Annotated in this window: 21 protein-coding genes; 8 read left to right on the top strand and 13 right to left on the bottom strand. The window is 73.8% G+C overall.

From position 1 onward, the window contains the following. Positions 1-5: 5 nt before the first annotated feature. Complete coding sequence (locus C1I92_RS12500; RefSeq protein WP_158564103.1) at positions 6-998, bottom strand: GNAT family N-acetyltransferase; 993 nt, start codon at positions 996-998, stop codon at positions 6-8. A gap of 116 nt (positions 999-1114) precedes the next feature. Here C1I92_RS12500 and C1I92_RS12495 point away from each other — a divergent pair, with 116 nt between their 5' ends. Next, a complete protein-coding gene (locus C1I92_RS12495) occupies positions 1115-1405 on the top strand; it encodes a hypothetical protein (RefSeq protein ID WP_111254992.1) in 291 nt (96 codons plus the stop codon). A gap of 49 nt (positions 1406-1454) precedes the next feature. Here C1I92_RS12495 and glmM read toward each other — a convergent pair whose 3' ends face one another. The 4 genes from glmM to C1I92_RS12475 all read right to left on the bottom strand — a co-directional run bounded on the left by glmM (position 1455) and on the right by C1I92_RS12475 (position 4840). After that, entirely contained in the window at positions 1455-2804 is a 1350-nt protein-coding gene (gene glmM, locus C1I92_RS12490) for a phosphoglucosamine mutase (RefSeq protein ID WP_111254991.1), read from the bottom strand. A 103-nt stretch (positions 2805-2907) separates the two neighbouring features. After that, positions 2908-3387: a 30S ribosomal protein S9 gene (gene rpsI / locus C1I92_RS12485; RefSeq protein ID WP_111254990.1), complete on the bottom strand. Its 480-nt coding sequence runs from the start codon at positions 3385-3387 to the stop codon at positions 2908-2910. Positions 3388-3395: 8 nt separating this feature from the next. Next, the gene (rplM, locus tag C1I92_RS12480) at positions 3396-3839 is read right to left on the bottom strand and encodes a 50S ribosomal protein L13 (protein ID WP_111254989.1); all 444 of its coding nucleotides are present in this window, start codon (positions 3837-3839) and stop codon (positions 3396-3398) included. A 140-nt stretch (positions 3840-3979) separates the two neighbouring features. Further along, complete coding sequence (locus C1I92_RS12475; RefSeq protein WP_158564102.1) at positions 3980-4840, bottom strand: GNAT family N-acetyltransferase; 861 nt, start codon at positions 4838-4840, stop codon at positions 3980-3982. Positions 4841-4904: 64 nt separating this feature from the next. On the opposite strand from C1I92_RS12475, the gene C1I92_RS12470 reads away from it, so the two are divergent. After that, positions 4905-6545, top strand: coding sequence for a helix-turn-helix domain-containing protein (locus C1I92_RS12470; protein ID WP_111254987.1), 1641 nt, complete (start codon positions 4905-4907; stop codon positions 6543-6545). A gap of 509 nt (positions 6546-7054) precedes the next feature. Beyond that, positions 7055-8179, top strand: coding sequence for a flavin-containing monooxygenase (locus C1I92_RS12465; RefSeq protein ID WP_111254986.1), 1125 nt, complete (start codon positions 7055-7057; stop codon positions 8177-8179). Here C1I92_RS12465 and pulA read toward each other — a convergent pair. Then, positions 8136-13892 (bottom strand): pullulanase-type alpha-1,6-glucosidase, encoded by a 5757-nt coding sequence (gene pulA, locus C1I92_RS12460; protein WP_111254985.1) that lies wholly within the window; start codon positions 13890-13892, stop codon positions 8136-8138. The genes C1I92_RS12465 and pulA overlap by 44 nt on opposite strands. Before the next feature lie 142 nt (positions 13893-14034). Between pulA and C1I92_RS12455 the strand changes: the two genes are divergently transcribed. After that, positions 14035-14598 (top strand): hypothetical protein, encoded by a 564-nt coding sequence (locus C1I92_RS12455; protein ID WP_111254984.1) that lies wholly within the window; start codon positions 14035-14037, stop codon positions 14596-14598. A gap of 13 nt (positions 14599-14611) precedes the next feature. Here C1I92_RS12455 and C1I92_RS12450 read toward each other — a convergent pair whose 3' ends face one another. Continuing rightward, positions 14612-15763, bottom strand: coding sequence for a citrate synthase (locus C1I92_RS12450; protein WP_111254983.1), 1152 nt, complete (start codon positions 15761-15763; stop codon positions 14612-14614). Between the two features lie 70 nt (positions 15764-15833). Here C1I92_RS12450 and C1I92_RS12445 point away from each other — a divergent pair, with 70 nt between their 5' ends. Then, positions 15834-17081, top strand: a complete 1248-nt coding sequence (locus C1I92_RS12445) for a citrate synthase (RefSeq protein WP_111254982.1) — start codon at positions 15834-15836, stop codon at positions 17079-17081. On the opposite strand, the gene C1I92_RS12440 is transcribed toward C1I92_RS12445, so the two are convergent. Then, a complete protein-coding gene (locus C1I92_RS12440; protein WP_111254981.1) occupies positions 17070-17432 on the bottom strand; it encodes a winged helix-turn-helix transcriptional regulator in 363 nt (120 codons plus the stop codon). The genes C1I92_RS12445 and C1I92_RS12440 overlap by 12 nt on opposite strands. Before the next feature lie 88 nt (positions 17433-17520). On the opposite strand from C1I92_RS12440, the gene C1I92_RS12435 reads away from it, so the two are divergent. From C1I92_RS12435 to C1I92_RS12425, 3 genes are read left to right on the top strand one after another with little or no spacing between them, the layout of a single operon-like run. Next, the gene (locus tag C1I92_RS12435) at positions 17521-18630 is read left to right on the top strand and encodes an NAD(P)/FAD-dependent oxidoreductase (protein ID WP_111254980.1); all 1110 of its coding nucleotides are present in this window, start codon (positions 17521-17523) and stop codon (positions 18628-18630) included. 50 nt (positions 18631-18680) lie between these two features. Then, positions 18681-18914, top strand: a complete 234-nt coding sequence (locus C1I92_RS12430) for a hypothetical protein (protein ID WP_146605116.1) — start codon at positions 18681-18683, stop codon at positions 18912-18914. Then, the gene (locus C1I92_RS12425) at positions 18915-19313 is read left to right on the top strand and encodes a type II toxin-antitoxin system VapC family toxin (protein WP_111254978.1); all 399 of its coding nucleotides are present in this window, start codon (positions 18915-18917) and stop codon (positions 19311-19313) included. It abuts the gene before it with no gap. On the opposite strand, the gene C1I92_RS12420 is transcribed toward C1I92_RS12425, so the two are convergent. The 5 genes from C1I92_RS12420 to C1I92_RS12400 form a co-directional block, all read right to left on the bottom strand. Beyond that, positions 19298-20149: a GNAT family N-acetyltransferase gene (locus C1I92_RS12420; protein ID WP_111254977.1), complete on the bottom strand. Its 852-nt coding sequence runs from the start codon at positions 20147-20149 to the stop codon at positions 19298-19300. The two genes, C1I92_RS12425 and C1I92_RS12420, sit on opposite strands and share 16 nt — an antisense overlap. Then, positions 20149-21825: an ABC-F family ATP-binding cassette domain-containing protein gene (locus C1I92_RS35595; protein ID WP_111254976.1), complete on the bottom strand. Its 1677-nt coding sequence runs from the start codon at positions 21823-21825 to the stop codon at positions 20149-20151. The genes C1I92_RS12420 and C1I92_RS35595 overlap by 1 nt, the downstream gene beginning before the upstream one ends. A 52-nt stretch (positions 21826-21877) precedes the next feature. Further along, the gene (locus C1I92_RS12410) at positions 21878-22297 is read right to left on the bottom strand and encodes a response regulator (protein WP_111254975.1); all 420 of its coding nucleotides are present in this window, start codon (positions 22295-22297) and stop codon (positions 21878-21880) included. A gap of 75 nt (positions 22298-22372) precedes the next feature. Beyond that, positions 22373-23089 (bottom strand): response regulator transcription factor, encoded by a 717-nt coding sequence (locus C1I92_RS12405; protein ID WP_111254974.1) that lies wholly within the window; start codon positions 23087-23089, stop codon positions 22373-22375. Beyond that, positions 23086-24648: sensor histidine kinase (locus tag C1I92_RS12400; protein WP_111254973.1), on the bottom strand; the 1563-nt coding region annotated here is incomplete at its 5' end. The genes C1I92_RS12400 and C1I92_RS12405, both read right to left, overlap by 4 nt.

The following is a 24648-nucleotide window of genomic DNA, read 5'->3' as shown; positions in this document are numbered from 1 at the left end:
CGGCCTCAGAGCGACCGCTGGTAGCCGGCCGACCAGCCGGCGACCCGGTAGCCGAGCGCCTCGTTGATCGCGATCATGTGCGCGTTGGAGTCGGCGTTCCATGTCCACACCGTCTGCACGCCGGGCCGGTCGGCCAGCACCCGCCGCAGATTGGTCGCCTTGAGCAGCAGGCCGAGCCGGTGACCGCGGTGCCGTGGGTCGACGACGGTGGTGTCCTGGAAGCCGGTGGCGTCGCTGTCGCGGGCCAGCATGATGACGGTGACGCCGGCCATGGTGCCGTCGGGCGCCATCGCAGCCGTCGTCCACGTGTCGCGGCCCATCCGGCCGCGCCGCTCCTCACCGGTCCGGATCCGGGTGACGTCCCAGGCCTCGGCCTCGTAGTCGAGGTCGCCGAGCGGGGCGTCGGTGCTCAGCCGCCCCTCCAGGCGGGCGTACTCCTCGACGTACTCGTCCGGGGCGTGGTTGCGCCAGCCGACGATCGTGTAGCCCTCGGCCAGCGGCCGGGCCGCCTCCTCGGCGCGGGCGATGCCGTCGAGGTCGAACGGCGGGCGCTGCACCCGGGCGATCTCGGTGATCCGGCGAGTGAAGGCGTGCTTCTCGGCGAACGCCGTGCCTGACGTCCGGTCGGCGCCGGTGGGGCCCTCGAGGTAGATCAGCTGGCTGGTGCGACCCAGCTCGCGGGCGGCGTCGTCGAGCGTGGCCAGCAGCGTGCCGCCGATGCCGCGGCGGGACTCCTCCGGCCGGACGTACACCTCCGGCTCGGCCAGCGTGAGGTTATCGCGCAGCGGCAGCCCGAGGACGGCGGCGCCGACGGCCTTGTCGCGGTCGTCGGCCAGCCAGAGCTTCACGCCGTGGTTGGCGTTGCCCTCGTAGATGACGCTCAGCTCGTGCTCGAGCCACTGCGGGCCGTCCGGGTGGTCGGCCAGCCGGGCGCTCAGGTAGACGTCGTACCAGGCGGCGAAGTCGTCGCCGGTGGACTCGATCGGTCGGATCCGCACCCGTCGAGCGTCGCCCGAGCCGCCCGGAGGGCGCAACAGGTTTTCGGTGGGTTGTCTGACGGGCATTCAGCCGCCGCCGAATACTCCGGCTGCTGCGGCCTGACATGATGCCGGCTGTGCGTGAGTACCTGATCCGGAAGGTCGCCGGGCACGCCTGGCCCGCCCTCCACGACGACCGGTTGGCCGAGGTGCTCCAGCCGCGAGGCTGGGGCTGCGCGCCGGACCCGGGGTGGGGCGACCACAGCGTGCGATGCGGCAGCGCGGTGGTCTCCTACTCGGCCGAGGACGTCGGCTGGCACGTCGTGGTCGACGGCGAGCTGTCCGGCGCCGACACGTGGGTCGAGCAGGTCACCCGCCAGGTCGCCGCCGCCGCAGGCGAGGACTGCGAATGGGTCGAACTCACCTGAGCCCCGCCTTGCCAGAGCGCAAGCAGGGCTCACCAGGTGGCGGGCGACCCTAGAGGGCCAGCTCGGCCTGGACGGTCGCGGCCAGCCGGCGCGCCACGGCCTCAGCCTGCTCCGACGTGGCGGCCTCGACCATGACGCGGACCACCGGCTCGGTGCCGGACGGGCGCAGCAGCACCCGGCCGGTGTCGCCCAGCTCGGTCTCGGCCTCGACGAGGGCGGTCTTGACGCCCTCGTCGAGCGTGACCCGGCTCTTGTCGACGCCCTTGACGTTGATCAGGACCTGCGGGAGCCGCTGCACGACGCCGGCCAGCTCGGCCAGCGAGGCGCCGGTGGAGGCGACCTGGGCGAGCAGGTGCACGGCGGTGAGGACGCCGTCGCCGGTGGTGCCGTGGTCGAGCATCACCACGTGGCCGGACTGCTCGCCGCCGAGGTTGTAGCCGCCGGCCTTCATCGCCTCGAGCACGTAGCGGTCGCCGACCGCGGTGTCGATGACGTGGATGCCCTCCGAGCGCATGGCCAGCCGGAAGCCCTCGTTGGACATGACGGTGGAGACGACGGAGTCGCGGCGCAGCGTCCCCTGCGACCGCATCGCCAGCGCCAGCACGGCCAGGATCTGGTCGCCGTCGACCATCTCGCCGGTGGCGTCGACGGCCAGGCACCGGTCGGCGTCGCCGTCGTGCGCGATGCCGAGGTCGGCGCCGGCGGCGATCACCTCGGCCGCGACGACGTCGAGGTGGGTGGAGCCGCAGTTGTGGTTGATGTTCAGGCCGTCGGGCTCGGCGCAGACCGCGATGACGTCGGCGCCCAGCCGGCGCAGCGCCTCCGGCGCGGCTCGGTAGGCGGCGCCGTGCGCGCAGTCGACGACGACGCGCAGGCCCTCGAGCCGGGCCGGCGCGGTGCCGACGATGTGCGAGATGTAGGTCTCCAGGCCCTCCGGGTGCTCGTGCACGCGGCCGACCTCGGCCCCGGTCGGCCGGTTCCACGGCTCGCGCAGCCGCGCCTCGATGGCGTCCTCGATCGCGTCGTCGAGCTTCTGCCCGCCCTTGGCGAAGAACTTGATGCCGTTGTCGGGCATCGGGTTGTGGCTGGCCGACAGCATCACGCCGAGGTCGGCGTCGAGCATGCCGGTGAGGAACGCGACGGCCGGCGTGGGCAGCACGCCGACCCTGAGCACGTCGGCGCCGGCGCTGGCCAGGCCGGCCACCACGGCCGCCTCGAGGAACTCACCGGACGCCCGCGGGTCGCGGCCGACGACCGCGACCGGGCGGCGGCCGGCGCCGAACGCGCCGATCTCGCCCAGCACGTGGGCGGCGGCGACGGACAGGTCGAGGGCCAGCTCGGCCGTGAGGTCGGAGTTCGCCAGGCCGCGAACGCCGTCGGTGCCGAAGAGTCGAGCCACGGAGGGTGCTCCTCCTTGTCGGGACTGAGGATATGAGGAACGCGAACGGCCCCGGAGTCGATACACCCCCCGGGGCCGTTCGCGGAACGCGCAGCTGCGCGAATCAGCGCTTGCTGTACTGCGGCGCCTTGCGTGCCTTCTTGAGACCGGCCTTCTTCCGCTCCGTGACGCGGGCGTCGCGGGTGAGGAAGCCGGCCTTCTTCAGCGCCGGGCGGTTGTTCTCGGCGTCCGCGGCGTTGAGCGCGCGGGCGATGCCCAGCCGGAGCGCGCCGGCCTGACCGGTGACGCCGCCGCCGTCGATGCGGGCGTTGACGTCGTAGCGGTCGGACAGCTCCAGCTCGACGAACGGCGAGCTGACCAGCTGCTGGTGCACCTTGTTCGGGAAGTAGTTGTCGAGCGTGCGGCCGTTGATGGTCCACTGCCCGGAGCCCGGGGTGATCCGGACGCGGGCGATGGCCTGCTTGCGCCGGCCGGTGGCCGCGGCGGCCTCGATGTTCGAGTGGCGCGACGGCGCCGACTCGGAGGTGTAGCTCTCGATGGGAGCCTCGTCGGTGTCGACCTCGTCGACGGTGATCTCAGTCATGTCCTCACTCACTGCGCGACCTGGCCGATCTCGTACGGCACGGGCTGCTGGGCCTGGTGCGGGTGCTCCGGGCCCGCGTACACCTTCAGCTTGGACAGCATCTGCCGCCCGAGGCTGTTGTGCGGGAGCATCCCCTTGACGGCCTTCTCGATGGCGCGGCGCGGGTTCTTCTCGAGCAGGTCCCGGTAGCTGGTGGAGCGCAGCCCACCCGGCCGGCCGGAGTGCCGGTGATCCTGCTTCTGCTCCAGCTTGCTGCCGGTGAGCGCGACCTTCTCGGCGTTCACGACGATGACGAAGTCGCCCATGTCGATGTGCGGCGCGTAGACGGGCTTGTGCTTGCCGCGGAGCAGCGTCGCGGTCTGGCTGGCGAGCCTGCCCAGGACGATGTCGGTGGCATCGATGACGTGCCACTGGCGCTGGACATCGCCGGGCTTGGGGCTGTACGTGCGCACGGTGTAAGCCTTCGCTTAGGTCGAGAGGATGGATCTGGTCGGTGGCTGGCGTGCCGCGCTCCGGTACGCACAACGACACGACAGAATACCCGGGCGGCCGCCACACGGTCAAAACGTGGATCTTCCCCGCAGGGCGGCGGTCACCCGTGCACCATCTCATACTGCGCCAGGTCCTCGCGAACCCAGCCGGTCGCGTGGAAGAACTCGGCGCCGTCGGCCGCCGGAACCAGCGGCGGAACGGTCCACCGTCGACCCGGGAACGCCTCGCGCAACGAGGCCAGCAGCGCCCGCGCGTGGCCCTGCCGCCGTCCGGCCGGGTCGGTGTGGACGGCGCTCAGCACGGCCGCCGTGTCGGTCGCGCTGACCAGCGCTGCCGCCGGTCCCAGCGCGTACGCCCGGCGCGGCGGGCCGGCGGCGGCCAGCGTCTCCGGCGCGAGCTGCCAGGGCGGCTCGGCGGCCGCGCTCAGGCCCGCTGCCACCCGGCGGGCGAACCGGGCGGGGTCGATCTCCGCGGGCGCGGTCCGGAGCGGACGTCCAGCAGCCGCCGGGCGGTCCCAGCGGTAGCCGACCAGCGTCCGGGCGATCCGGAAGCCGAGCCGCTCGTAGAGCCGCACCGCCGCCGCGTTCGTCGTGATCACCTCCAGCGTCAGCCGGGTCGCGCCGGCCTCGAGGCAGCAGATCACGGCGCGCTCCATCAGCGCCCGGCCCACGCCCATCCCCCGGTACGCCGGCGTGCACCCGAACGCCGCGATCCGCGCCGTCGCGCCCCGCCGGGTGATCAGGCAGACGCCGGCCAGCTCGTCGCCGGCCGTGTAGACCTCGCTGAGGTAGCGGTCCAGGTGCTCGGCGCCGAACCGCCGCTCGAACCCCGGCCCGTCCATCGCCACCGGCACGACGTAGCCCTCGAACGCCCGCGTCATCGCCTCGGCCGCCTGCTCCGACGTCAGCGCGGCGACCGGGCGCGCCGTCAGCACGCCGGCCCGGGTGGAGATCTCGGCCATCAGCCGATTCTCACCCATGCCGGACGCGAGTAGCGTGGCCGGCAGCGGCGCACAGGGGGCGCTCATGGCGACGATCGAGTCCGGAGCTCGGGCCGCGTTCGAGGCGCGGGCCTGGTCCGACGCGTACGCGCGGCTCGTGGCCGCCGACGCGGAGTCGCCGCTGCCGCCGGACGACCTCGTGCTGCTGGCCGTGGCCGCGTTCCTGGCCGGTTACGACGCGGAGAGTGTCGCCGTGCAAGAGCGGGCCTTCCACGCGCTGCTGGCCGACGGGCGGCCCCTGCCGGCCGTGCGGTGCGCGTTCTGGCTGGCCGTCGTGCTGGCGAACGCGGGCGAGCAGGCACGCGCCGCCGGCTGGCTGGCCCGCGCCGAACGCCTGGTCGACGAGTGCGGCCGCGACTGTGCCGAGGCGGGCTACCTGCTGACGGCGCGGGCTCGGCAGCTGACGGCGGACGATCCGGCGGTGGCCGCGGAGATGTTCGCCGAGGCGGTCGCCGTCGGGCAGCGGCACCACGATCCCGAGCTGGTCGTCCTCGCCCGGATGGGCCGCGGCCGGACCCTCGTCCACCTCGGGAAGGTCGCCGACGGCGTCGCCCTGCTCGACGAGGCGATGGTCGCCGTCACCGCCGGCGAGGTCGGGCCGATGCTGACCGGCATCGTCTACTGCACCGTCATCGACGCCTGCCGGGCGACGTTCGACCTGCGCCGGGCTCGCGAGTGGACCGACGCGCTGACCCGCTGGTGCGAGGCGCAGCCGGACCTGGTGCCGTTCCGCGGCGAGTGCCAGGTGCACCGCGTCCATGTCATGGCCGTGCAGGGCGCCTGGCAGGACGCGCTGGCCGAGGCCGGCCGCACGTGCGCCAGGCTGTCCGATCCGCCCGGCCAGCCGGCCGCCGGCGCCGCCCACTACGAGCGGGCCGAGCTGCACCGGCTGCGGGGCGAGCTCGCCGCCGCCGAGGACGCGTACCGGCTGGCCGGCGCCACCGGTCAGGACCCGCAGCCGGGGCTCGGCCTGCTCCGGCTGGCGCAGGGCCGGGTGCCGGCGGCGATCGCCGGGCTGCGGCGGGCGGTGGACGAGGCGGCCCGGCCGCTGGCCCGCCCGGAGCTGCTGGCCGCGCTGACGGAGGCGCTGCTGGCGTCCGGCGACGTCGCCGGCGCCCGAACGGTCTGCGGTGAGCTCGCCGAGCTCGCCGACGAGATCCGAGTGCCGGCGCTCTCGGCGATGTCGGCATACGCGACGGCGTCGGTGCTGCTGGCCGACGGCGCCGGGCCCGCGGCGCTGGGTGCGGCTCGAGCGGCGTGGACCGGCTGGCAGCAGGCGGAGTCCCCGTACGAGGCGGCCCGGTCGCGGGTGCTGGTCGGGCTGGCCTGCCGGGAGCTGGGCGACGAGGACGCCGCCCGGATGGAGTTCGACGCGGCCGCCCGCACGTTCCGTTCGCTCCCGGCGCCGCCCTGCCTGGACCGGCTGCGCCGGCTCGGCGCCCTCGGGCCGGGCGGCGACGGTGGTGGCGGCGCTGGTGTGCTGACGGCGCGCGAGCTGGAGGTCCTGCGGCTGGTCGCCGCCGGCCACACCAACCGGGCGATCGCCGCCGCCCTGGTGCTCAGCGAGAAGACGGTGGCGCGCCACGTCGCGAACATCTTCACCAAGCTGGACGTCTCGTCCCGCGCCGCGGCGACGGCGTATGCCTATGAGCACGGGTTGGTCTGATTCGGTTGGCCGGGCTCACGTTGGCCGGGTTGGCCGCGTGGGCCTGCCCTGCTGCACTCCATTGTCGGGGGCGCGGGAGGCCGCCTCAAGCGGACCTATTGGCGCTTCGCGCGACGGTGACCGCTTGACCCGACCACCCGCGCCCCCGTGAAAGCAGCGTCAGGGCCGGCCGGAAATGGGCCCGGCTTCTAGCCCTGCGCTCCTCCAGGTCCGCTGGCCTCTCACCCTTCCTGCGCGGCTCTTCGGCGACCGGCTCCGCTGCGGTCATGGTCCGCTGGCCGACGTCTGCTCGGCGCTGACGCCTTGGCACGCTCCAGCGTCGTGCTTGGCTCGCCGAAAGGCACCTGCCGCGCCGGAAATGCCGCGTTTGTGGAGCGCTCCGGCGTGCCAAGGGCCGACCGCGCCTACATAGTCCTGCCCATCTCCGGCGGCCGGAAGATGCATGGTTCGCCCGACGCGCGAGGCCGGGCCGCCGCCCTAGCGTCGAGGCCTGACCTGGGGAGGGCGTCATGGACCAGCACATCGAGACGATCGTCGTCGGGGGCGGGCAGGCGGGGCTGAGCGCCGGATACCACCTCAAGAGGCGTGGCCGGCCGGTCCTGATCCTGGACGAGCGGCAGCGCACCGGCGACAACTGGCGACGGCACTGGGACACGCTGCGTCTGTACAGCCCGGCCCGCTACGACGGCCTGCCGGGGATGCCGTTCCCGGGACCGGGCGGCGCGTTCCCGACGAAGGACCAGGTCGCGGACTATCTGGAGACCTACGCCGGCCGCTTCGAGCTGCCGGTCGAGCACGGCGTCCGCGTCGAGGCCCTGACGGCCGCCGACGACGGCGCCGGGTACGCCCTCGACTGCGGCGACCGGAGGTTCACCGCCGACCATGTCATCGTCGCGACGGGGACGTTCGGGACCCGCGCCCACACACCCGCGTTCGCCGCCGAGCTGGACCCGGCCATCACCCAGCTGCACTCCACCGAGTACCACCGCCCCGCGCAACTGCCCGACGGGCCCGTGCTCGTCGTCGGGGCGTCGCACTCGGGCGCGGACATCGCGATCGAGGTCGCCCGCGACCACCCCACGATCCTCGCCGGCCGGGCCACCGGGCAGCTGCCCGTGCCGCTGGAGTCGCGACGGGCGCGGGCCGCGTTCCCGGTGCTCTGGTTCCTGGCCCGGCGCGTGTTCACGCTGCGCACGCCGATCGGCCGGAAGATGCGCCCGGAGATCCGCACGCACGGCGGCCCGCTCCTCCGCGTCCGGGCCGACGACCTCGCGGCGGCCGGCGTCGAACGGGTGACGGAGCGGGTGGCCGGCGTGCGCGACGGGAAGCCGGTGCTCGACGGCGGGCGGGTGCTCGACGTCGCGACGGTGGTGTGGTGCACGGGCTTCCGGCAGGACTTCGGCTGGATCCGGCTGCCGGCGGTCCTGGGCGACGACGGCTGGCCGATCGAGGAGCACGGCGTCGTGCCGTCGTCGCCCGGCCTCTACTTCACCGGCCTGGCGTTCCAGAGCGGGTTCAGCTCCATGCTGGTCGGCGGCGCCGGGAGCGACGCGGAGCACGTCGTCCGGCACCTCGTCGCCGCGCACCCCGTCACGGCTGCTCGAACACCGCGACCGTCCGTGCGGGGACGCTGACGCCGCCGGCCGCCGCCGTCGACCCGCGCACGACGGGGTCGGCGCCGGTGGCCTGGACGGGGTGCAGCCGCAGGCTCGCGCCGTCGTCCACCGTCACGGTCTGAGCCGAAGGTGTCGCGTTGAAGACGACGACCAGCCGCTCGCGGTCCGGGTCCAGGTCGGCCCCGGACCGGTCGTCGATCTGCATGACGACGACGCCGGCGGGCTGCGACGGCCCGCCGGGGCCGAACGACACCCGCTCCTGCACGAGCTCCGCCGACCCGAGCCGGAACAGCGGCGACGAGAACCGCAGCCGGAGCAGGTCCTGCGCCATCGTCGTCGCCATCCCGAGGTCCGAAGCCCCCGGCCGCAGCGACGGCGACGCCAGCAGCGGCCGCATGAAGTCCCACTTCGCCTCGTTGTCCGTCGCCGGCGGGAGCCCGGAACCGAACGTGCTCTGCTGGCCGGTCCAGTCGATCCGGTTGAACCAGTCGCCGGAATCGTAGGAGTTGCGGTCCAGCGATTTCGACCGCAGCAGGTCCGCGCCCGCGTGCCAGAACGACGGGCCCTGGCCGAGCGCCGTCGTGGCCAGCGAGAGCACGTTCATCCGCACGCGGTCGGCCATCGGCGTGTCCGCCGGCAGCTTGTACGCGAGCGCGTCGTAGAGCGTCTCGTTGTCGTGCGCGTCGACGTAGGTGATGACCTCGCCGGGGTCGGCGGTGTAGCCGGCCGGCGAGCCGTTGTAGTCGACGTCCGCACCCGTGACGGCCGCGCCGGTGGCGTCGGTGAACCCGTAGTCGCGCAGGTTGCCGGTCAGCCCGACCTTGATCAGGTCCTGCAGGTGCAGCAGCCGCTCGCGCTGCTCGTCCGCCGTACCGTTCACCGCGGCGCCGTTCGGGTCGGTGAACAGGCCGCTGCCGAAGCCCTGCAGCCGCGGGTCGTCGTCGAACGGGCCGCCGCCGCGGACGGCGTCGCGCAGCCGGTCGTTGAAGGTCCCGATCCCGGCGCCGTACAGCTCCAGCTGCGTGGCCTGCCGGAACCGGGCGTTGTCCGCGACCTCGCCGAAGTTCCAGCCCTCGCCGTAGACGTAGACCGACGACCCGTCGACGCCGTCGCGCGCGACGGTCAAGGCGTCCAGCGCGGCGCGGACCCGCTCCATCGTCGAACGGCTGTGGTGCCCCATCAGGTCGAACCGGAACCCGTCGACCTTGTAGTCGCGCGCCCAGGTGACGACGGAGTCGACGATCAGCTTCTCCATCATCGCGTGCTCGGACGCGGTGTTCGCGCAGCAGGTGGACGTCTCGACGACGCCGGTCGCGGAGAGCCGCTGGTAGTAGCCGGGCACGATCCGGTCGAGCACCGACTGGTCGTCCTGGCCGGCGGCGTGCGTGTGGTTGTAGACGACGTCCATGACGACGCGCAGCCCGGCGCCGTTGAGCGCGGCCACCATCTCGCGGAACTCGCGCGTCCGTCCGGGCCCGTCCGGGTCCGTGGCGTAGGAGCCCTCCGGGACGGTGTAGTGCAGCGGGTCGTAGCCCCAGTTGAACCCGTCCGTCGCGGCGACGGCGCTCGTGCACTCCTGCTGGGCGGTGCCGGCCGGGTCGGCCGCGGTCAGCGCCTCGAGGTCGCAGTCCGGGGTCGCCTGCTCGGCGCGGTTCTCGTTCACCGTCGCGATGTCGAACACCGGCAGCAGATGGACAGTGTTCAGCCCGGCGTCCGCGAGCGCGGACAGGTGCCGCATGCCCGAGCCGTCGCCGTCGGTGAACGCCCGGTACGTGCCGCGATGCTCGGCCGGGACCGACGTGTCGCCGATGGAGAAGTCGCGCACGTGCAGCTCGTAGATGGTCGAGTCCTCCGGCTGCGCCAGCTCCGGCTTGCCCAGGTCCGCCCAGCCTGGTGGAGCGAGGGCCGGGTCGGTCAGGTCCACCACCAGCGACCGCGCCGAGTTCGCCGTCAGCGCGACGCTGTACGGATCGGTGACGACGTTCGTCTCCACCTGGCCGGTCGCCGGGACGTACACCTGCACGGCGAACGCGTACGAGGCGCCGGCCCAGCGCGGCATGCCGCGGGCGGTCCAGACCCCGTCGCCGTCGCGGCGCATCGCGACGGTCTGCTCGGCGCTCGACCCGGGCGGCGTCAGCAGCAGGTCGACGTGCTTGGCCGTCGGCGCCCATACGGCGATGTCCGGACGGCGTCCGTGCCACACGACGCCCAGGTCGCGGTCCGCGGCCCCGGCGTAAACGTCGTCGAGCACGCCGGGCAGTTGCACGCCGGTCGCGTCGACCACCCGGCCGAGGTCGTCGTACGCGGCGACGGCGACCTGCCCGGTGAGCACCTCCTCGATGTCCTTCACGTCAGCCCGCAGCCCGTCGTACGAGGCCAGGTGCGGGTACGCCGCCTTGACGGAGTCCGGCAGCGTGGTCAGCTCCAACGGGTACGACGTGCCGCCGGTGACCGCCTCGGCATCCAGCCCCAGCCCGCCGGACGGGGCCGTGTGCAGCCGGAACGTCCAGTCCGCCGCGGCCGCCGGCAGGTCCCACGCCAGCAGCCCGCGCTCCAGCCAGTGCGCCTTCTGCTGGGTGAGGTCGGCCTGCGACGCAGCGGCCGACGACGTCACCGTCAGCACGTGGGTCGCGACGTCGTAGCTGAACGTCGTCCGCGCGCCGGCCGGGACGGTGAGCCCGATGTTCGACCCACCCGCCACCCCACCGGCGCCATAGTTCTCGTCCCAGCTCAGCCCGTGCGTCACCTTGGCCTCGTACGTCCCGGCGGCGATGCCCGTCGTCGTCAGCGTGTAGACGCCGTCGCCGTCGGGGTCCTTCAGCCACGATCGCATGCAGGCCGGGTCCCAGTCGCCAGGACAGCCCAGCTCGGACTGGAACGATCCCGGCACGGTGACGATCGGATCCTGCGCGTCGCTGGTGATCCAGTGCGTCGCGTGGTCGTAGTAGAACGTGACGTCACCGCCGGGAGCGGCGAGCGGGATGTTCGGGCCGTCGCGGCGGGCGCCCAGCCCGTAGTTCTCCGCCCACGAGCCGTCGATCGCGACCTTGTACTCGTAGTCGCCCGCGGGCAGGGCGAACGTGCCCTTCCAGACGTCGTCGTCCGCGTCCAGCGTCAGGTTCGCCTGGGTGCACGCCGGGTCCCAGTCGCCGGCGCAGCCCATCTCGGAGTTGAGGCTGCCGGGGACGGTGACGCGGTCCGGCTGTTCGACCGGGCCGCCGCCCGGGTCCTCGCCGCCGTCGTCCTGGGGCTCGCCGACCACGCCGTACGTCGACGCGACGGAGAGGTTGCCGGAGTGGTCCTTCAGCACCGCGCGGTACTCCAGCAGCGTGCCGTGCGGCATGCCGGTCACGTCGTGGAAGACGCGGTACGGCGCGTTGTCGTCGGTGCCCAGGACGTTCCACTCCGACGTGCCGAGCGGCCGCCAGGCCAGCGTGACCTGGTTGAACCCGCCGGCCGGCACCGAGACGCCGACCTCGGCCCGGCCGCCGACGGTGCCGCCCGGGCCCGGCGTGCGGAAGTGCAGCGCCGGCGCGTCTTCGGACTTCTTCAAGGCCTTCGGCGCCTGCCACACGACGGCGGACAGCGGCGGGACGGTGACCGTCACCCGGCCCTGCGCGTCGGAGCGCACCGAGCCCGACGACGCCGGCCAGACCGGCCGGAACGTCGTCCGCGGGTTGAACGTCGCGAAGCTCACCGTCTGCGCCTGCGTGGAGTTGTTCGTCGCGACGACGTACTCGACCTGCTCCTCGCGGCCGATCCGGCTGAACGCGTACACGCCGGCGTCGTCGCTGGCATAGCGGTGGACCTGCGTGCCGTCGGCCAGCGCCGGGTGCTCGTCGCGCAGCGCGGACAGCTCGGCCAGGCGCCGGTAGACCGGGTGGTCCGGGTCGAAGTTCTCCTGCGCCGTCGTCGCGTCGGTGCCGATGAGGTCGTCGTCGTTGTAGCTGGCCACCTGGCTCTCGAACATGTCCTGGCGAGCGTCCTTGTCGCCGCCGTCGCCGGTGAAGCCCTGCTCGTCGCCGTAGTAGACGACCGGCTGGCCGCGGGTCAGGTACATGAGGTCGTGCGCGAGCAGCGTCCGGCTCAGCTGCTCGTCCGGCGCCACGCCCGTGTCCTGCACGAACATCCCGATCCGGCCCATGTCGTGATTGCCGAGGAAGGTCGGCAGCGAGTACGCGTTGGAGTCGGTGTCGGTGTAGTGGTCGTCGCCGGCGAACAGGTCGCGCAGCTCCGTCGTCGGCCGTCCGGTCGCGAAGCCCTGCGCGCGGGCCTGGAAGCCGAAGTCGATCGTCGCCTGCAGCCCGCCCTCGGTCGTGTAGCGCGACATCGCGGCCGGGTTCGCGTCGAAGACCTCGCCGAACATGAAGAAGTCGTCGGCGCCGGACTCGTGCGCGGCGTCGAGCACCTCGGGGGCGAACTTCTGCCAGAACTCCATGTTGACGTGCTTGACGGTGTCGATGCGGAACCCGTCGACGCCGAACCCGGCCCAGTACCGGTAGATGTCGATCATGCCGTCGCGGACCGCCGGCTGCTCGGTGAACAGGTCGTCCAGCCCGACGAAGTCGCCGTAGAGGTCGCCCTCGCTGCCGTCGAAGGCCGCGTTGCCGCGGTTGTGGTAGAGCGTCGGGTCGTTCAGCCAGGCCGGGACCTTGACCGTGGCGTCCTCCGGCGTGCGGAAGAACGGCGTGTACGGGAACGACGTCGCCGGGTCGAGCTCGGGGAACGTGTCGCCGGCCGCGAACTCCGAGTCGTCGAAGGGATTGCCGGCCGCGTCGACGTACGGCACGTCGGACTTCGGCACGTACGTGTACGTGCCCTCCTCGTAGTCGACGACGTCAGCGGTGTGGTTGGTGATGATGTCGAAGAACACCTTGATGCCGCGCTCGTGCGCCTCGTCGATGAGCTGCCGCAGCTGCTCGTTCGTGCCCAGGTGCGGGTCGATCCGGGTGAAGTCGGTGATCCAGTAGCCGTGGTAGCCGGCGCTGACGTCGGCGCCGCTGCCCTGCACCGGCCGGTTCATGAACGACGGCGTCAGCCAGATCGCGGTCGTGCCGAGATCCTCGATGTAGTCCAGCCGCCGCAGGATCCCGGCGAGGTCGCCGCCGTGGTAGAAGCCCTTGTCAGTCGGGTCGTGGCCGTGCACGAGCCGTGGCTCGGCCGTCCCCGGCGGCACTTCGTACCCGCCGGTGTCGTTCGCCGGGTCGCCGTTGTCGAACCGGTCGGCCATGACGAAGTAGAACCGCTCGTCAGTCAGCCCGGCCCGCAGGCTGTCCCCGGCCAGCTCGCGGTCGGCGTCGGTGAGGCCGGGCTGCGGGTGCGTCGGCGCGACGGCGATCCGGTGCGTCGCGTGGTCGTAGGTGAACGTCACCTCGGCGTCCGCCTCGAGCACCAGCGGCAGGTTCGGGCCGTTGGCCACGCCGCCGGCGCCGTAGTTCTCGTCCCAGCCCCCGTTCAGCGCGACCTTGAACTCGTAGCTCCCGGCGTCGAGCTCTGCGGCGAGCGCGTAGGTGCCGCTGTCGGTGAGCGTCAGCTCGGTCGCGGCGCAGGCCGGGTCCCAGTCGCCGGGGCAGCCCAGCTCGCTCTGCAGGCTCCCGGCCAGCGTGACAAGGCTCGGCGGCGGCGTGTGGTCGGCGACGGCGGGTGGTGCGGCCGTCGCCGCCGCGGCGGCGACCAGCCCCAGGGAGGCGACGGCGACGACGAGACGGCGAATGGACGGCGGGGTCGGCATCGGTCACTCCCGGGCGGACGGCGATGTCACGGTGCCCGAGACGCTAGCCACCCCCGGCGGATCCTGCAAGACTTGCAGAAAGCTTTCAAGGACCTGAGCTGAGCCCGGCGCCGCGGTGTGACCTGTGGAAGGATCCGGGGTCATGACACCCGCCCGCGTCGTGTCCGCTCTCGTCGCGGCGGGAGCCGCGCTGACCCTCGCCGCCTGCTCAGGCGACGCCGACGAGCCGACGGCCCTGGAGACCACCGAGCCGGCCGCCACGACGGCCGCGCCCACGCCGACGCCGTCCGTGGACCCGGAGGCCGCCGCCGTCGCCGCGATCGAGGCCCAGCACCGGGCGTATTGGGACGCCGTCATCGCCATGGAGAACGTCCAGGACGAGGCCGCCTCCTATGCGGCGCTCAAGCTGGTGACCACGGAACTGGTCGCGCAGCGCAAGATCGCCGACCTGCGCGGCATGGTCGACGCCAACGTCACGCGCGACGGCGCGCCCGTGATCGGCCCGCCCCAGGTGACGGTCGACGGCGACACCGCGCGCCTGGAGAGCTGCGTCGACGAGGGCCCCTGGAACGCGTACTACCACGGCGAGCTCTTCGAGCGTGAGCTCGACGGCCCGGAGCCCCGGGTGTTCGACCTCGAGCGGGCAGACGGCCAGTGGCTGATCAGCGAGCTGGTCGACCAGACCGAGGCGACCATCACCTGCTGACGCGAGCCCCGGGTCAAGCGGCCGGGACCGGGACGGGCGGTGGCGGGCCGACGTAGCGCGCCGCGGGCCGGATGATCTTGCTGTCGGCGGCCTGCTCCAGCACGTTCGCCGCCCAGCCGACCACCCGGGCGACCGCGAACGTCGGCGTGAACATCGCCCGCGGCAGCCCGCACTGCTCCATCACGACGCCGGCGTAGAACTCGACGTTCGTGTGCAGCTCGCGGCCCGGCTTGAGCTCGGCCAGGATCGCCTCGACCTGGCGCTCGACCTCGACGGCGAACTCGGCCAGTGGGCCGCCGAAGCCGGTCGCGATCTCCCGCAGCATGCGTGAGCGCGGGTCCTCGGTGCGGTAGACCGGGTGGCCGAATCCCATGATCCGGTCGCCGGCCAGCACCCGCTCGCGTACCCACGACTGGATCCGGTCCGGCGTGCCGATCTCGTCCAGGGTGTCCAGCGCCCGGCTCGGCGCGCCGCCGTGCAGCGGGCCGGACAGCGCGGCGATGCCGCCGACCAGGCACGCGGCGAGGTCGGCGCCGGTCGACGCGATCACCCGGGCTGTGAACGTCGAGGCGTTGAAGCCGTGGTCGATCGTCGAGACGAGGTACCGCTCGACGGCGCGGGCGTACTCCGGCGCGGGCTCCTCGCCGGTCAGCAGGTAGAGGTAGTGAGCGGCATGGCCGAGGTCGGCGCGCGGCGGGACCGGCTCCAGCCCCTGGCCGAGCCGGTACAGCGCCGCCAGCAGCGTCGGCACCACCGCGCTGATCAGCAGTGCGTCGTCGCGGCGCTCGTCGGCGGTGAGGTCGTAGAGCGGCCGGAATCCGGCGGCGGCGCCGGTCAGCGACAGCGCCGAGCGCAGCCCGGCCATCGGCCCGGCGTCCGGCCCGGCCGACGCGCTCGCCCGGGCGATCGCCGGCAGCGCTGCGCGCACCTCGTCCGGCAGCGTCCGCAGCTCGGCGACCCGGCGGGCGAACTCGGCGCTCTCGGTGCTCGTCGGCAGCCGGCCCTCGATCATCAGGTGCCAGACGTCCTCGAAGCTCCGGGTCGCGGCCAGCTCGACGGCGGAGTACTCGCGGTAATGGTAGAAGCCCTCGCGGCCGCGGACATCGCCCAAGGTCGTCTCCGTGACGACGACCCCGGCCAGCCCACGCGGCACCTGTGCAGTCATGGCGTCCTCCTCGCATCAATGGTTGATGGCATGGTAGATATGTTGATTTCAGTCAACTTTGGGGTGAGCGGTGGCGGAGAAGCGCCGGCTGACGACGCAGCAGGTGGCGGCCCGCCTGGGCGTCAAGCCTGAGACGGTGTACGCGTACGTCAGCCGCGGACTGCTCGGCAGCCGTCGCGGTCCCGGCGGGCGGGTCAGCACGTTCGACCCCGACGAGGTGCAGCGGCTCGTGCACCGGCGTCGCGGCCGGTCCGACGGCCCGCCGCCGGCCCGCGGGCAGGACGCCGCCGACCCGGTCTACAGCGCCGTCACGCTGATCGAGGACGACCGGTACTTCTACCGCGGCGTCGACCCGGTCGAGCTGGCCCGGCGGGCCTCGTTCGAGCAGGTCGCGTGGTGGCTCTGGACCGGCGATCAGCGGCCCGGCCCGCCGTTCGCCGCGCCGGAGGCCGGGCTGGCCGCGGCCAGGGCCGTCGGCGACGCCCTGCCGCCGGAGGCCGGACTCGTCGACCGCCTCCGGGTGGCGGCGATCGCGGCGGCCGCGGTCGATCCGGTCCGGTTCGACCTGCGCCCGCGCACCGTCGCGGCGACCGCTCGCGGCCTCATCGCGACCTTCGTCGACGCGCTCCCGCGTCGCGACGACGCGACCTCCGCGCCGGACGACTCCGTCGCCGCGCGCCTGTGGCCCCGGCTCACCACCCGGCCGGCCGACGCGGACGCCGTCACGACGCTGGACACGGCGCTGGTCCTGCTCATCGACCACGGCCTGGCCGCGTCCACCGTCACCGCGCGGGCGGCGGCGTCGGCGCGGGCGCACCCGTATGCCGTCGTCTCCGCCGCGCTCGGCGCCGTCGAGGGACCGCTGCACGGCGCGGCCAGCGGCCTGGCCCATCGCATGCTCGCCGACGTGCTGGAGCGCGGCGCCGGGCCGGTCGTCGCCGAGCACCTGCGGGCCGGCCGGCGGCTGCCCGGCCTCGGACACCGGCTCTACCGCACCGTCGATCCGCGTGCCCAGGTGCTGTTCGACCTGCTCGAGGCCGTACCGGAGGCGGCGCCCGCGCTGGCCGCCGCGCACGCCGTCACCGAGACCGCCGCCACCCACCTGCCGCTACCGGCGAACGTCGACCTCGCGCTGGCCACGCTCTCGGTCGCGACCGGGATGCCGCCAGAGGCCGGCGAGACGATCTTCGCGGTGGCGCGGACGGCGGGCTGGATCGCCCACGCGCTCGAGGAGTACGACGAGCGCGCGCTGCGGGTGCGGGTCACCGGGCGGTACGAGGGGCCACCGCCGCCGCAGCCGCTGCCGTCAGGGAGCTGACGGCTCCGGCGGCAGGTGCTCGACGGCCCAGGCGGAGATCTGGTCCAGCGCCGGCATCAGCGCGCGGCCGCGGTCGGTCAGCTCGTAGGAGACGGCGACCGGCGGGCCCTCGTCGACCTGGCGGTGCACCAGGTGATTCTTGGTCAGCTCGGCCAGCCGGTCGGCGAGGACGGAGTCGCTGACGCCGCCGATGGCGCGCGACAGCTCGCGGAACCCAGCCGGGCCGGTCCGCAGACCGCCCAGGACCAGCGCGTTCCAGCGCTTGCCGAGGATGCCGAAGGCCCGGGTGAGCGCCTCGTCGGTGCGCACGCAGGCCTCGGCGTCGGCCTGGGCGCGGACGCTCGCGGTCATGCCTGGAATACTAACGCGAACCGCGTTGCTTCGATTTTCGAAGTAGCTTCGAGACAGCTCGTAGCTTCGACTCTCCAAGGAGTATCCAGTGACCGAGACCAACGGCTCGCGCCCCTCCGTCGTGGTGGTCGGCGGCGGCTTCGCCGGCATCCACGCGGCGAAGGCGCTCGACGAGGTGGCCGACGTGACCCTGGTCGACCCGTCCGACACGTTCCTGCACAACCTCGCGTCCTGGCGCGCGCTGGTCCAGCCGGAGTGGCTGGACCGGATCTTCCTGCCGTACGACCGGCTGCTCGCCCACGGCCGGTTCGTCCGCGACCGCGCCGTCGACGCAGACGGCACCGGTGTCACGCTGGCCTCCGGCGAGCGGCTGGCCGCCGACTACGTCATCCTCGCGACCGGCTCGTCGTACCCGTTCCCCGCCAAGACCGACGAGACCGACGTCGACGTCGCCCGCAGCCGGTTCCTGGCGGCGCACCACGCGCTGCACGCGTCGGCCAGTGCTCTGGTGATCGGCGCCGGCGCAGCCGGGCTGGAGCTGGCCGGCGAGATCAAGACCGCCTATCCGGACAAGGACGTCACGCTGGTCGACCTGGCCGACGACATCCTGCCCGGCCCGTACGACCAGGAGCTGCGCACCGAGCTGCGCCGTCAGCTCGACGGGTTCGGCGTGCGGCTGGTGCTCGGCAGCCCGCTGCGGGCGCTGCCGGACACGCCGGCCGCCACGGCCGCGCCGGTCACCGTCACGACCGAGGCCGGTGACGAGCTGAGCGCGGACATCTGGTTCCGCGCCTTCGGCGTCACCCCGGCGACCGGGTTCGTGACCGGCTCCCTCGCAAACGCCCGTGACGACCAGGGCTACCTCCGCGTCGACGACCAGTTGCGGGTCGTCGGGCACGAGAACGTGTACGCGATCGGCGACATCGGCGACGCCGACCGCAACATGGCGGCGACCGCCCGGCTGCAGGCCCAGCTGGTCGCGGCGAACCTGGTCGCGCGGATCACCGGCGCGGGCGAGGTGACCGGCTACGAGAAGCTGCCGCCGATGGTCGCCATCCCGCTCGGCCCCGAGGGCGGCGCCGGCCAGCTCCCCGGCATCGAGGGCCTGGCCGGACCGGACGTGATCGCGCAGGTCAAGGGCCGCTCGATGCTCATGGAGGCCTACGACGACCTCTTCAACGTCGAGCCGGCGGCCTGATCCTCCACTCACGGTGGTCTCCATGCATGCAGATTGATAGCATCGCATGCATGGAGACCAAGCCCATTCAGATCCGGGACGTCCCGGTCGACGCGCTCGACGTCATGCGCGTGCGCGCCGCTGCCGAAGGCATGAGCCTGGCGGCGTATCTGCGCCGGATGGTCATCGAGGCGGCGGCGCAGCCCACGGTCGCCGAGGTCCTCGCCCGGGCGGCCCAGCGACCGGCGGCGGGTCTGACGATGGCCGACATCGTCGCGGCGACCCGCGCCGGGCGAGGTGAATGAGTGAGTGCACTCGTCGTCGACACTTCGCTGATCCTCTACGCACTGAGCGAGGCGCAGCACGACGACGTGCTACGCAAGCGGCTGTCCGCACCACGGATCCTGCATGCGCCGCACCTCATCGACTTCGAGATCGGCAACGCGCTGCGCGGGCTGACCCTGGGCGGCAAGTTGACGTTGGCTCAGGCCGACGGCATCAGGGCCGACTTCGCCGAGCTGCGCATCGAGCGCTTCCCCGGAGCGGTTCTGACCGGTCGCATGTGGGAGCTCCGCCACAACTACACGGCCTATGACGCCGCCTACATCGCGCTCGCCGAACTGCTCGCCTGCCCGCTGCTCACCGGCGACGCGAAGCTGATGGGCGCCCACCAGGCGGAGATCGAGCTTTACCCGACTCCCTGAGCGGGGCCGAACTCGTACGCCGTCACGTCGGCGACGGGGCGGTAGCCGAGGGCGGTGTAGACGTGGTTCGCGGTGGGGTTGGCCAGGTCGGTGTAGAGGGCGCAGCGCCGCGCCCCCGCGTCGAGCACCGCCTGACTGACCGCCGCCACCAGCGCCGACGCGTAGCCGCGGCGGCGCCGCTGCGGCGGCGTGTAGACCGGCGCCACCCGTGCGACGGCGGCGACGGTGGGTGAGACGCCGACGAAACAGGCCGGGCCGTCGTCGTCCCAGAGCCAGGCGCGCCCGTCGGCCAGCATCAGGTCGACGACGCGCTCGGCGACGCTGGCGCCGGGCGCGGCGTTGGACTCCTGCTCGAACGCCACCGTCCATGCCACCAGGAGCTCCCGGTCGCCCGGACCCGCCAGCCGAGCAACGCCGGGCGCCGGCCGGGGCGGCGGCACGACGGCGGAGAGCTCGAACAGCCGCTGGTTCATCGCCACCGTCGCCGTCCCGCCGGTGCGGCCGGTCCACGCCCGGGCGAACGCCGCCGCCTCGTCGCTGCCGCCGGTGACGCCGGTGATCTCCGGCGACGAGTCCAGCAGCGCCAGCGCGAGCAGCTCCGCGTCCGCCGGCGCCGCCGAGACGTAGGCGCGGAACGGCGGCGTCCACACCGCGACGCCGGCCGGGCCGGCGCCTCCGTCCTCGGTGAGCAGGGCGAAGACGCCGCCCGACCCGCCGCGCCGTTCCCGCTCGACGGTCGTGAGCAGCACCGAGTGCAGCACCGGCTCGGCGACCAGCCACGCACCCGCCAGCCGCCAGAACTCCTCGGCGTCGGCGCCGATCGAGACCGACGCCATCAGCGCACCCGGGTGACGCGGCCCTCGTCCCAGACCGGCTCGGGCGCCTCGTAGACGCTGCCGTTGGCGCCGAACACCAGGAACCGGTCGAAGTCGCGGGCGAACCAGCGGTCGTGGGTGACCGCGAGCACGGTGCCGTCGAACGCGGCCAGCCCGTCCTGCAGCGCCTCGGCCGACACCAGGTCGAGGTTGTCGGTCGGCTCGTCCAGCAGCAGCAACGTCGCGCCGGACAGCTCCAGCAACAGGATCTGCAGCCGCGCCTGCTGCCCGCCGGACAGCGACTCGAACGCCTGCTCACCGGCGTGCGCCAACTCGTACCGGTCCAGCGCCCGGCTGGCCTCCTCGCGCGGCATCCCGGCCCGGTGGCCGTCACCGCGGTGCAGGATCTCCAGCAGCGTGCGGCCGACCAGCTCCGGATGGTCGTGCGTCTGGGCGAACCAGCCCGGCCGCACCCGCGCGCCCAGCCGGGCCAGGCCGGTGTGCGCCACGGGAGCGATCGGCACGTCGTCGACCGGCTCGTGCTCGGGCTCCGGGTCGGACCCACCGGCCGCCAGCAGCCGCAGGAAGTGCGACTTGCCCGAGCCGTTGGAGCCGAGCACGGCGACCCGCTCGCCGTACCAGACCTCGAGGTCGAACGGCCTCATCAGCCCGGTCAGCTCCAGCGACTCGCAGACGACGGCGCGCTTGCCGGTGCGCCCGCCGCGCAGCCGCATGCGGACGTTCTGCTCGCGCGGGATGGCCTGCGGCGGGCCGGCCTCCTCGAACTTCTGCAGCCGGGTCTGCGCCGCCTGGTACCGCGACGCCAGGCCGTCGTTGTAGGCGGCCTTCTGCTTGTACATCAGCACCAGCGCCTTGAGCTTCGCGTGCTCCTCGTCCCAGCGCCGGCGCAGCTCCTCCAGCTTGGCGAACCGCTCGCGCCGGGCCTCGTGGTAGCTGCCGAACCCGCCCGGATGCACCCAGGTGGTGTTGCCGGCCGCGCCCAGCTCGACGGTGACCACGCGGGTGGCGGTGCGGTGCAGCAGCTCACGGTCGTGGCTGACGTAGAGCACCGTCTTCGCCGACTCGACCAGCCGTTCCTCCAGCCACCGCTTGGCCGGCACGTCGAGGAAGTTGTCCGGCTCGTCCAGCAGCAGCACCTCGTCGGGCCCGCGCAGCAGCGCCTCGAGCACCAGCCGCTTCTGCTCGCCGCCGGACAGCGTGGACACCTCGCGCCAGCGGCACCGCTCGAACGGGATGCCCAGCGCGGCCGTGGTGCACACGTCCCACAGCACCTCGGTCTCGTACCCGCCGGCGTCGGCCCACTCGGCCAGCGCCGTGGCGTACCGCATCTGGGTCGGCTCGTCGTCGCGGTCCATCATGGCCAGCTCGGCGGCGTCGACGGCGGCAGCGGCGGCCCGCACCCGCGGCGGCGCCACCGACAGCAGCAGGTCGCGCACGTCCTGCGCGTCGCGGGCGACGAACTGGCGCATGACGCCGAGCCCGCCGCTGCGGGTGACGGCGCCGCCGTGCGCGGCGATGTCGCCGGCGACGATGCGCAGCAGCGTCGTCTTGCCCGACCCGTTCGCACCGACCAGCGCGACCTTGGCGCCGTCGCCGACCCGGAACGAGACGTCGTCCAGCAGCACCCGCCCGTCGGGCAGGGTGAAGGAGACGGCGTTGAGGTCGACGTGGCCCATCGCCCCAGCGTGCACGAACGGGCGCCACCGGTCGAGGGGTTTTCCGGCCCGGTCAGAAGCCGGCCGGCAGCTCACCCGCCATGACGGCGACCAGCACGTCCGGCGCGAGGTCCTCCTTGTGGACGTAGGCGCGCGCGCCGCTGGTCCGGGCGTCCTGCGGCAGGTCCGACGCCGGATAGGTCGACATCAGCAGCACGACGGCGTCCGGGTGCGCGGCGACCACCCGGCGGGTGGCCTCGATGCCGGAGATGCCGGGCAGGTTGATGTCCATCAGCACCAGCCCGGGCCGCAGCGACGCCGCGAGCCGCACCGCGTCCTCGCCGCTGGTCGCCTCGCCGGCCACCCGGAAACCCGGTGTCGAGCCGACGACGAACCGGGCCACGGACAGATACGTCTCCTGGTCGTCGACCACGAGCACGTCGACGACCGCTGGCGGGGCCTCGGCCTGGGGGGATTGCGCACTACCGGCCATGACACCAGCATCGTCCCCGCCGCGCCGCATTGCCATCCGGTCAACACCCGTGCCGCGGGGGTGCCAGCACCACCGTCACCGCAGCGAGGCCAAGTACAGCAGGACGGCGCTGACGCGGCGGTGCACCTCGGGCTCGGCGGTGAGGCCGAGCTTGGCGAACAGCGCGTTGATGTGCTTCTCGACGGCCCGCTCGGTGAGCACCAGCGTGGCGGCGACGCCGGCGTTGCTCTTGCCCTGCGCGATCTGCTCCAGCACCTCGAGCTCGCGGCGGGTCAGCCCGGCCAGCGGGTCGCCGGCCGGGCGGGCGCCGGCGACCAGCACCTCGACGACGCGCGGGTCGACGACGCTGCCGCCGCGGGCCACCTCGCGGACCGCCGCGGCCAGCTGGTCGGGCTCGCTGACGCGTTCCTTCAGCAGGTAGGCGCGCCGCTGCGAGCCGCCGGAGAGCAGTTCCAGCGCGTACGCGGGCGCCGCGTACTGCGACAGCACGACGACACCGGTCTCCGGCGCGGTCCGCCGCAGCTGGGTGGCCGCGCGGATGCCTTCGTCGCTGGAGGTGGGCGGCATCCGGATGTCGGTGACGACGACGTCGGGCCGGTGCTCGTCGACCGCGGCCAGCAGGCCGTCAAGGTCGCCGGCCACGCCGACCACCTCGAGGTCGGGGAACAGGCCGAGGACGCGCTGGACGCCCTCGCGCACCAGCAGGGCGTCGTCGGCGACGACGACCCGGACCCGCCCGCCTGTGGTCACGGGTGGGAGCGTACCGGGTGTCGCCAGCGGGGAGGCGGTCATCCGGGCAGGCTCCCGCGCACGACGGTGCCGCGGCCCGGCCCGCTGTCGACGGTGAGCCGGCCGCCGAGCGCGCCGAGGCGGTCGCGCATGTTCACGAATCCCTGGCTCTCGCCGACCGTGACGAGGTCGAAGCCGGCGCCGTCGTCGCACACCTCGAACTCCAGCCCGCCGCCGTTCTCGCCGACGTGCACCGTGACCGACGCGTCCGCTCCCGCGTGCTTGCCGGCGTTCTGCATGGCCTCCAGGCAGCAGAAGTAGACGGCGGCCTCCGCACCCGGCGCGAACCGGCGCGACGTCGTGACGTCGACGGTGGTGGGGCGGACGGCGTGCCGGGCGGCAGTGCGCAACGCCTCGCCGAGGCCGTGCTCACGCAGCAGCGGCGGATAGATGCCGTGCGCCAGCTCGCGCAGCTCGACCAGCGTCTCCTGCACGTCGGTGCGCAGCTCCTCCAGCACGGCCGCGGAGTCGCCGGTCGCGAGCCGGCGCGCCAGCCCCAGCTTCACCGCGAGCGCGACCAGCCGCTGCTGCGCGCCGTCGTGCAGGTTCCGCTCGATCTCGCGGCGGGACGCGTCGGCGGCGGAGACGATCCGGGCCCGCGACTCGCGCACCTCCACCAGCTGCAGCGCGACGGCCGCCCGCAGCCCGGCGTTGTCCAGCTCGGGCCGGGCCTCCGTGACGACGGCGCGCAGCAGCTCCCGCGGCACGGACGGCGCGGCGAAGACGGCGGCGATCGGCCGGTCCGGGCCGGCCAGCACGAGGTCGTCACCACCTGGCGCCGCGGGCCGGCCGTCGCCGGTGACCCACTCGCGGCGGTCCTCGACCCAGTAGGCGACCCGCAGGTCCGGGTCGCCGAGGGCCCTGCGCAGCACGTGCTCGACGCTCACGCCCGGCGCGGGCGCGCGGACGTGGTCGCGGACCAGCCGCACCGCGTCGAACCGGCGCCGGTTGAAGCGGCGGTCGACGGCGTCCTGCAGCCGCCGGCGGGCCGGCCCGGCGACGCTCACCGCGGCCAGCGTCGCGATGACGGCGGACAGCTGCGACTCGCCGACCGCGGCCCCGACGGCGACCACCACGACCACGTACACGATCGCCAGGACCGCGGTGAGCAGCGCGTACGTCAGCGCCCGGCCGAGGATCCGGTCGACGTCGTACAGGTGGTACTGCGTGATCGCCAGCGCCGTCGCGATCGGCAGCAGCACGACGAACAGCCCGGCGACGACGCCGAGCACCGTCACCGAGTCCAGGTACGCCGCGACGAACGACGCCACCACGAGCGCCGGGATCAGCACCGCCGCGGGCGCCAGCCAGAGCAGCTGCCGCCGCGCCGCCCCCGTGGCCCGCCGGAACCGCACCAGCAGCGACGCCGCGGCGGCCAGGAGCCCGGCGCCGGTCACCACGACGGCCGCGGCCCGCGCCACTTCGATCACGTCCGTCCACCCACCCGACGGCGCCAGCGGGTTCGTCAGCTCGGCCAGCGGCGGCTCCGCGTTCGCCGGCGCCACCAGCACCAGCGCGACGCTCAGCACGCCGGCCGCCACCGTCAGCCGGCCCGCCCACCC

The organism is Jiangella anatolica, from assembly GCF_003236295.1.
Classification (GTDB): domain Bacteria; phylum Actinomycetota; class Actinomycetes; order Jiangellales; family Jiangellaceae; genus Jiangella; species Jiangella anatolica.
The sequence above is the reverse complement of the archived record's forward strand: the minus strand, read 5'-3'. Positions and strand labels throughout refer to the sequence as shown.

Bases quoted from the DNA above. Each gene is read 5' to 3' on its own strand.
- rpsI (WP_111254990.1), bottom strand. From the start codon at position 3,387: ATGACTGAGATCACCGTCGACGAGGTCGACACCGACGAGGCTCCCATC.
- C1I92_RS12475 (WP_158564102.1), bottom strand. From the start codon at position 4,840: ATGGCCGAGATCTCCACCCGGGCCGGCGTGCTGACGGCGCGCCCGGTC.
- C1I92_RS12470 (WP_111254987.1), top strand. From the start codon at position 4,905: ATGGCGACGATCGAGTCCGGAGCTCGGGCCGCGTTCGAGGCGCGGGCC.
- C1I92_RS12465 (WP_111254986.1), top strand. From the start codon at position 7,055: ATGGACCAGCACATCGAGACGATCGTCGTCGGGGGCGGGCAGGCGGGG.
- pulA (WP_111254985.1), bottom strand. From the start codon at position 13,892: ATGCCGACCCCGCCGTCCATTCGCCGTCTCGTCGTCGCCGTCGCCTCC.
- C1I92_RS12455 (WP_111254984.1), top strand. From the start codon at position 14,035: ATGACACCCGCCCGCGTCGTGTCCGCTCTCGTCGCGGCGGGAGCCGCG.
- C1I92_RS12450 (WP_111254983.1), bottom strand. From the start codon at position 15,763: ATGACTGCACAGGTGCCGCGTGGGCTGGCCGGGGTCGTCGTCACGGAG.
- C1I92_RS12440 (WP_111254981.1), bottom strand. From the start codon at position 17,432: ATGACCGCGAGCGTCCGCGCCCAGGCCGACGCCGAGGCCTGCGTGCGC.
- C1I92_RS12430 (WP_146605116.1), top strand. From the start codon at position 18,681: ATGGAGACCAAGCCCATTCAGATCCGGGACGTCCCGGTCGACGCGCTC.
- C1I92_RS12420 (WP_111254977.1), bottom strand. From the start codon at position 20,149: ATGGCGTCGGTCTCGATCGGCGCCGACGCCGAGGAGTTCTGGCGGCTG.
- C1I92_RS35595 (WP_111254976.1), bottom strand. From the start codon at position 21,825: ATGGGCCACGTCGACCTCAACGCCGTCTCCTTCACCCTGCCCGACGGG.
- C1I92_RS12410 (WP_111254975.1), bottom strand. From the start codon at position 22,297: ATGGCCGGTAGTGCGCAATCCCCCCAGGCCGAGGCCCCGCCAGCGGTC.
- C1I92_RS12405 (WP_111254974.1), bottom strand. From the start codon at position 23,089: ATGACCGCCTCCCCGCTGGCGACACCCGGTACGCTCCCACCCGTGACC.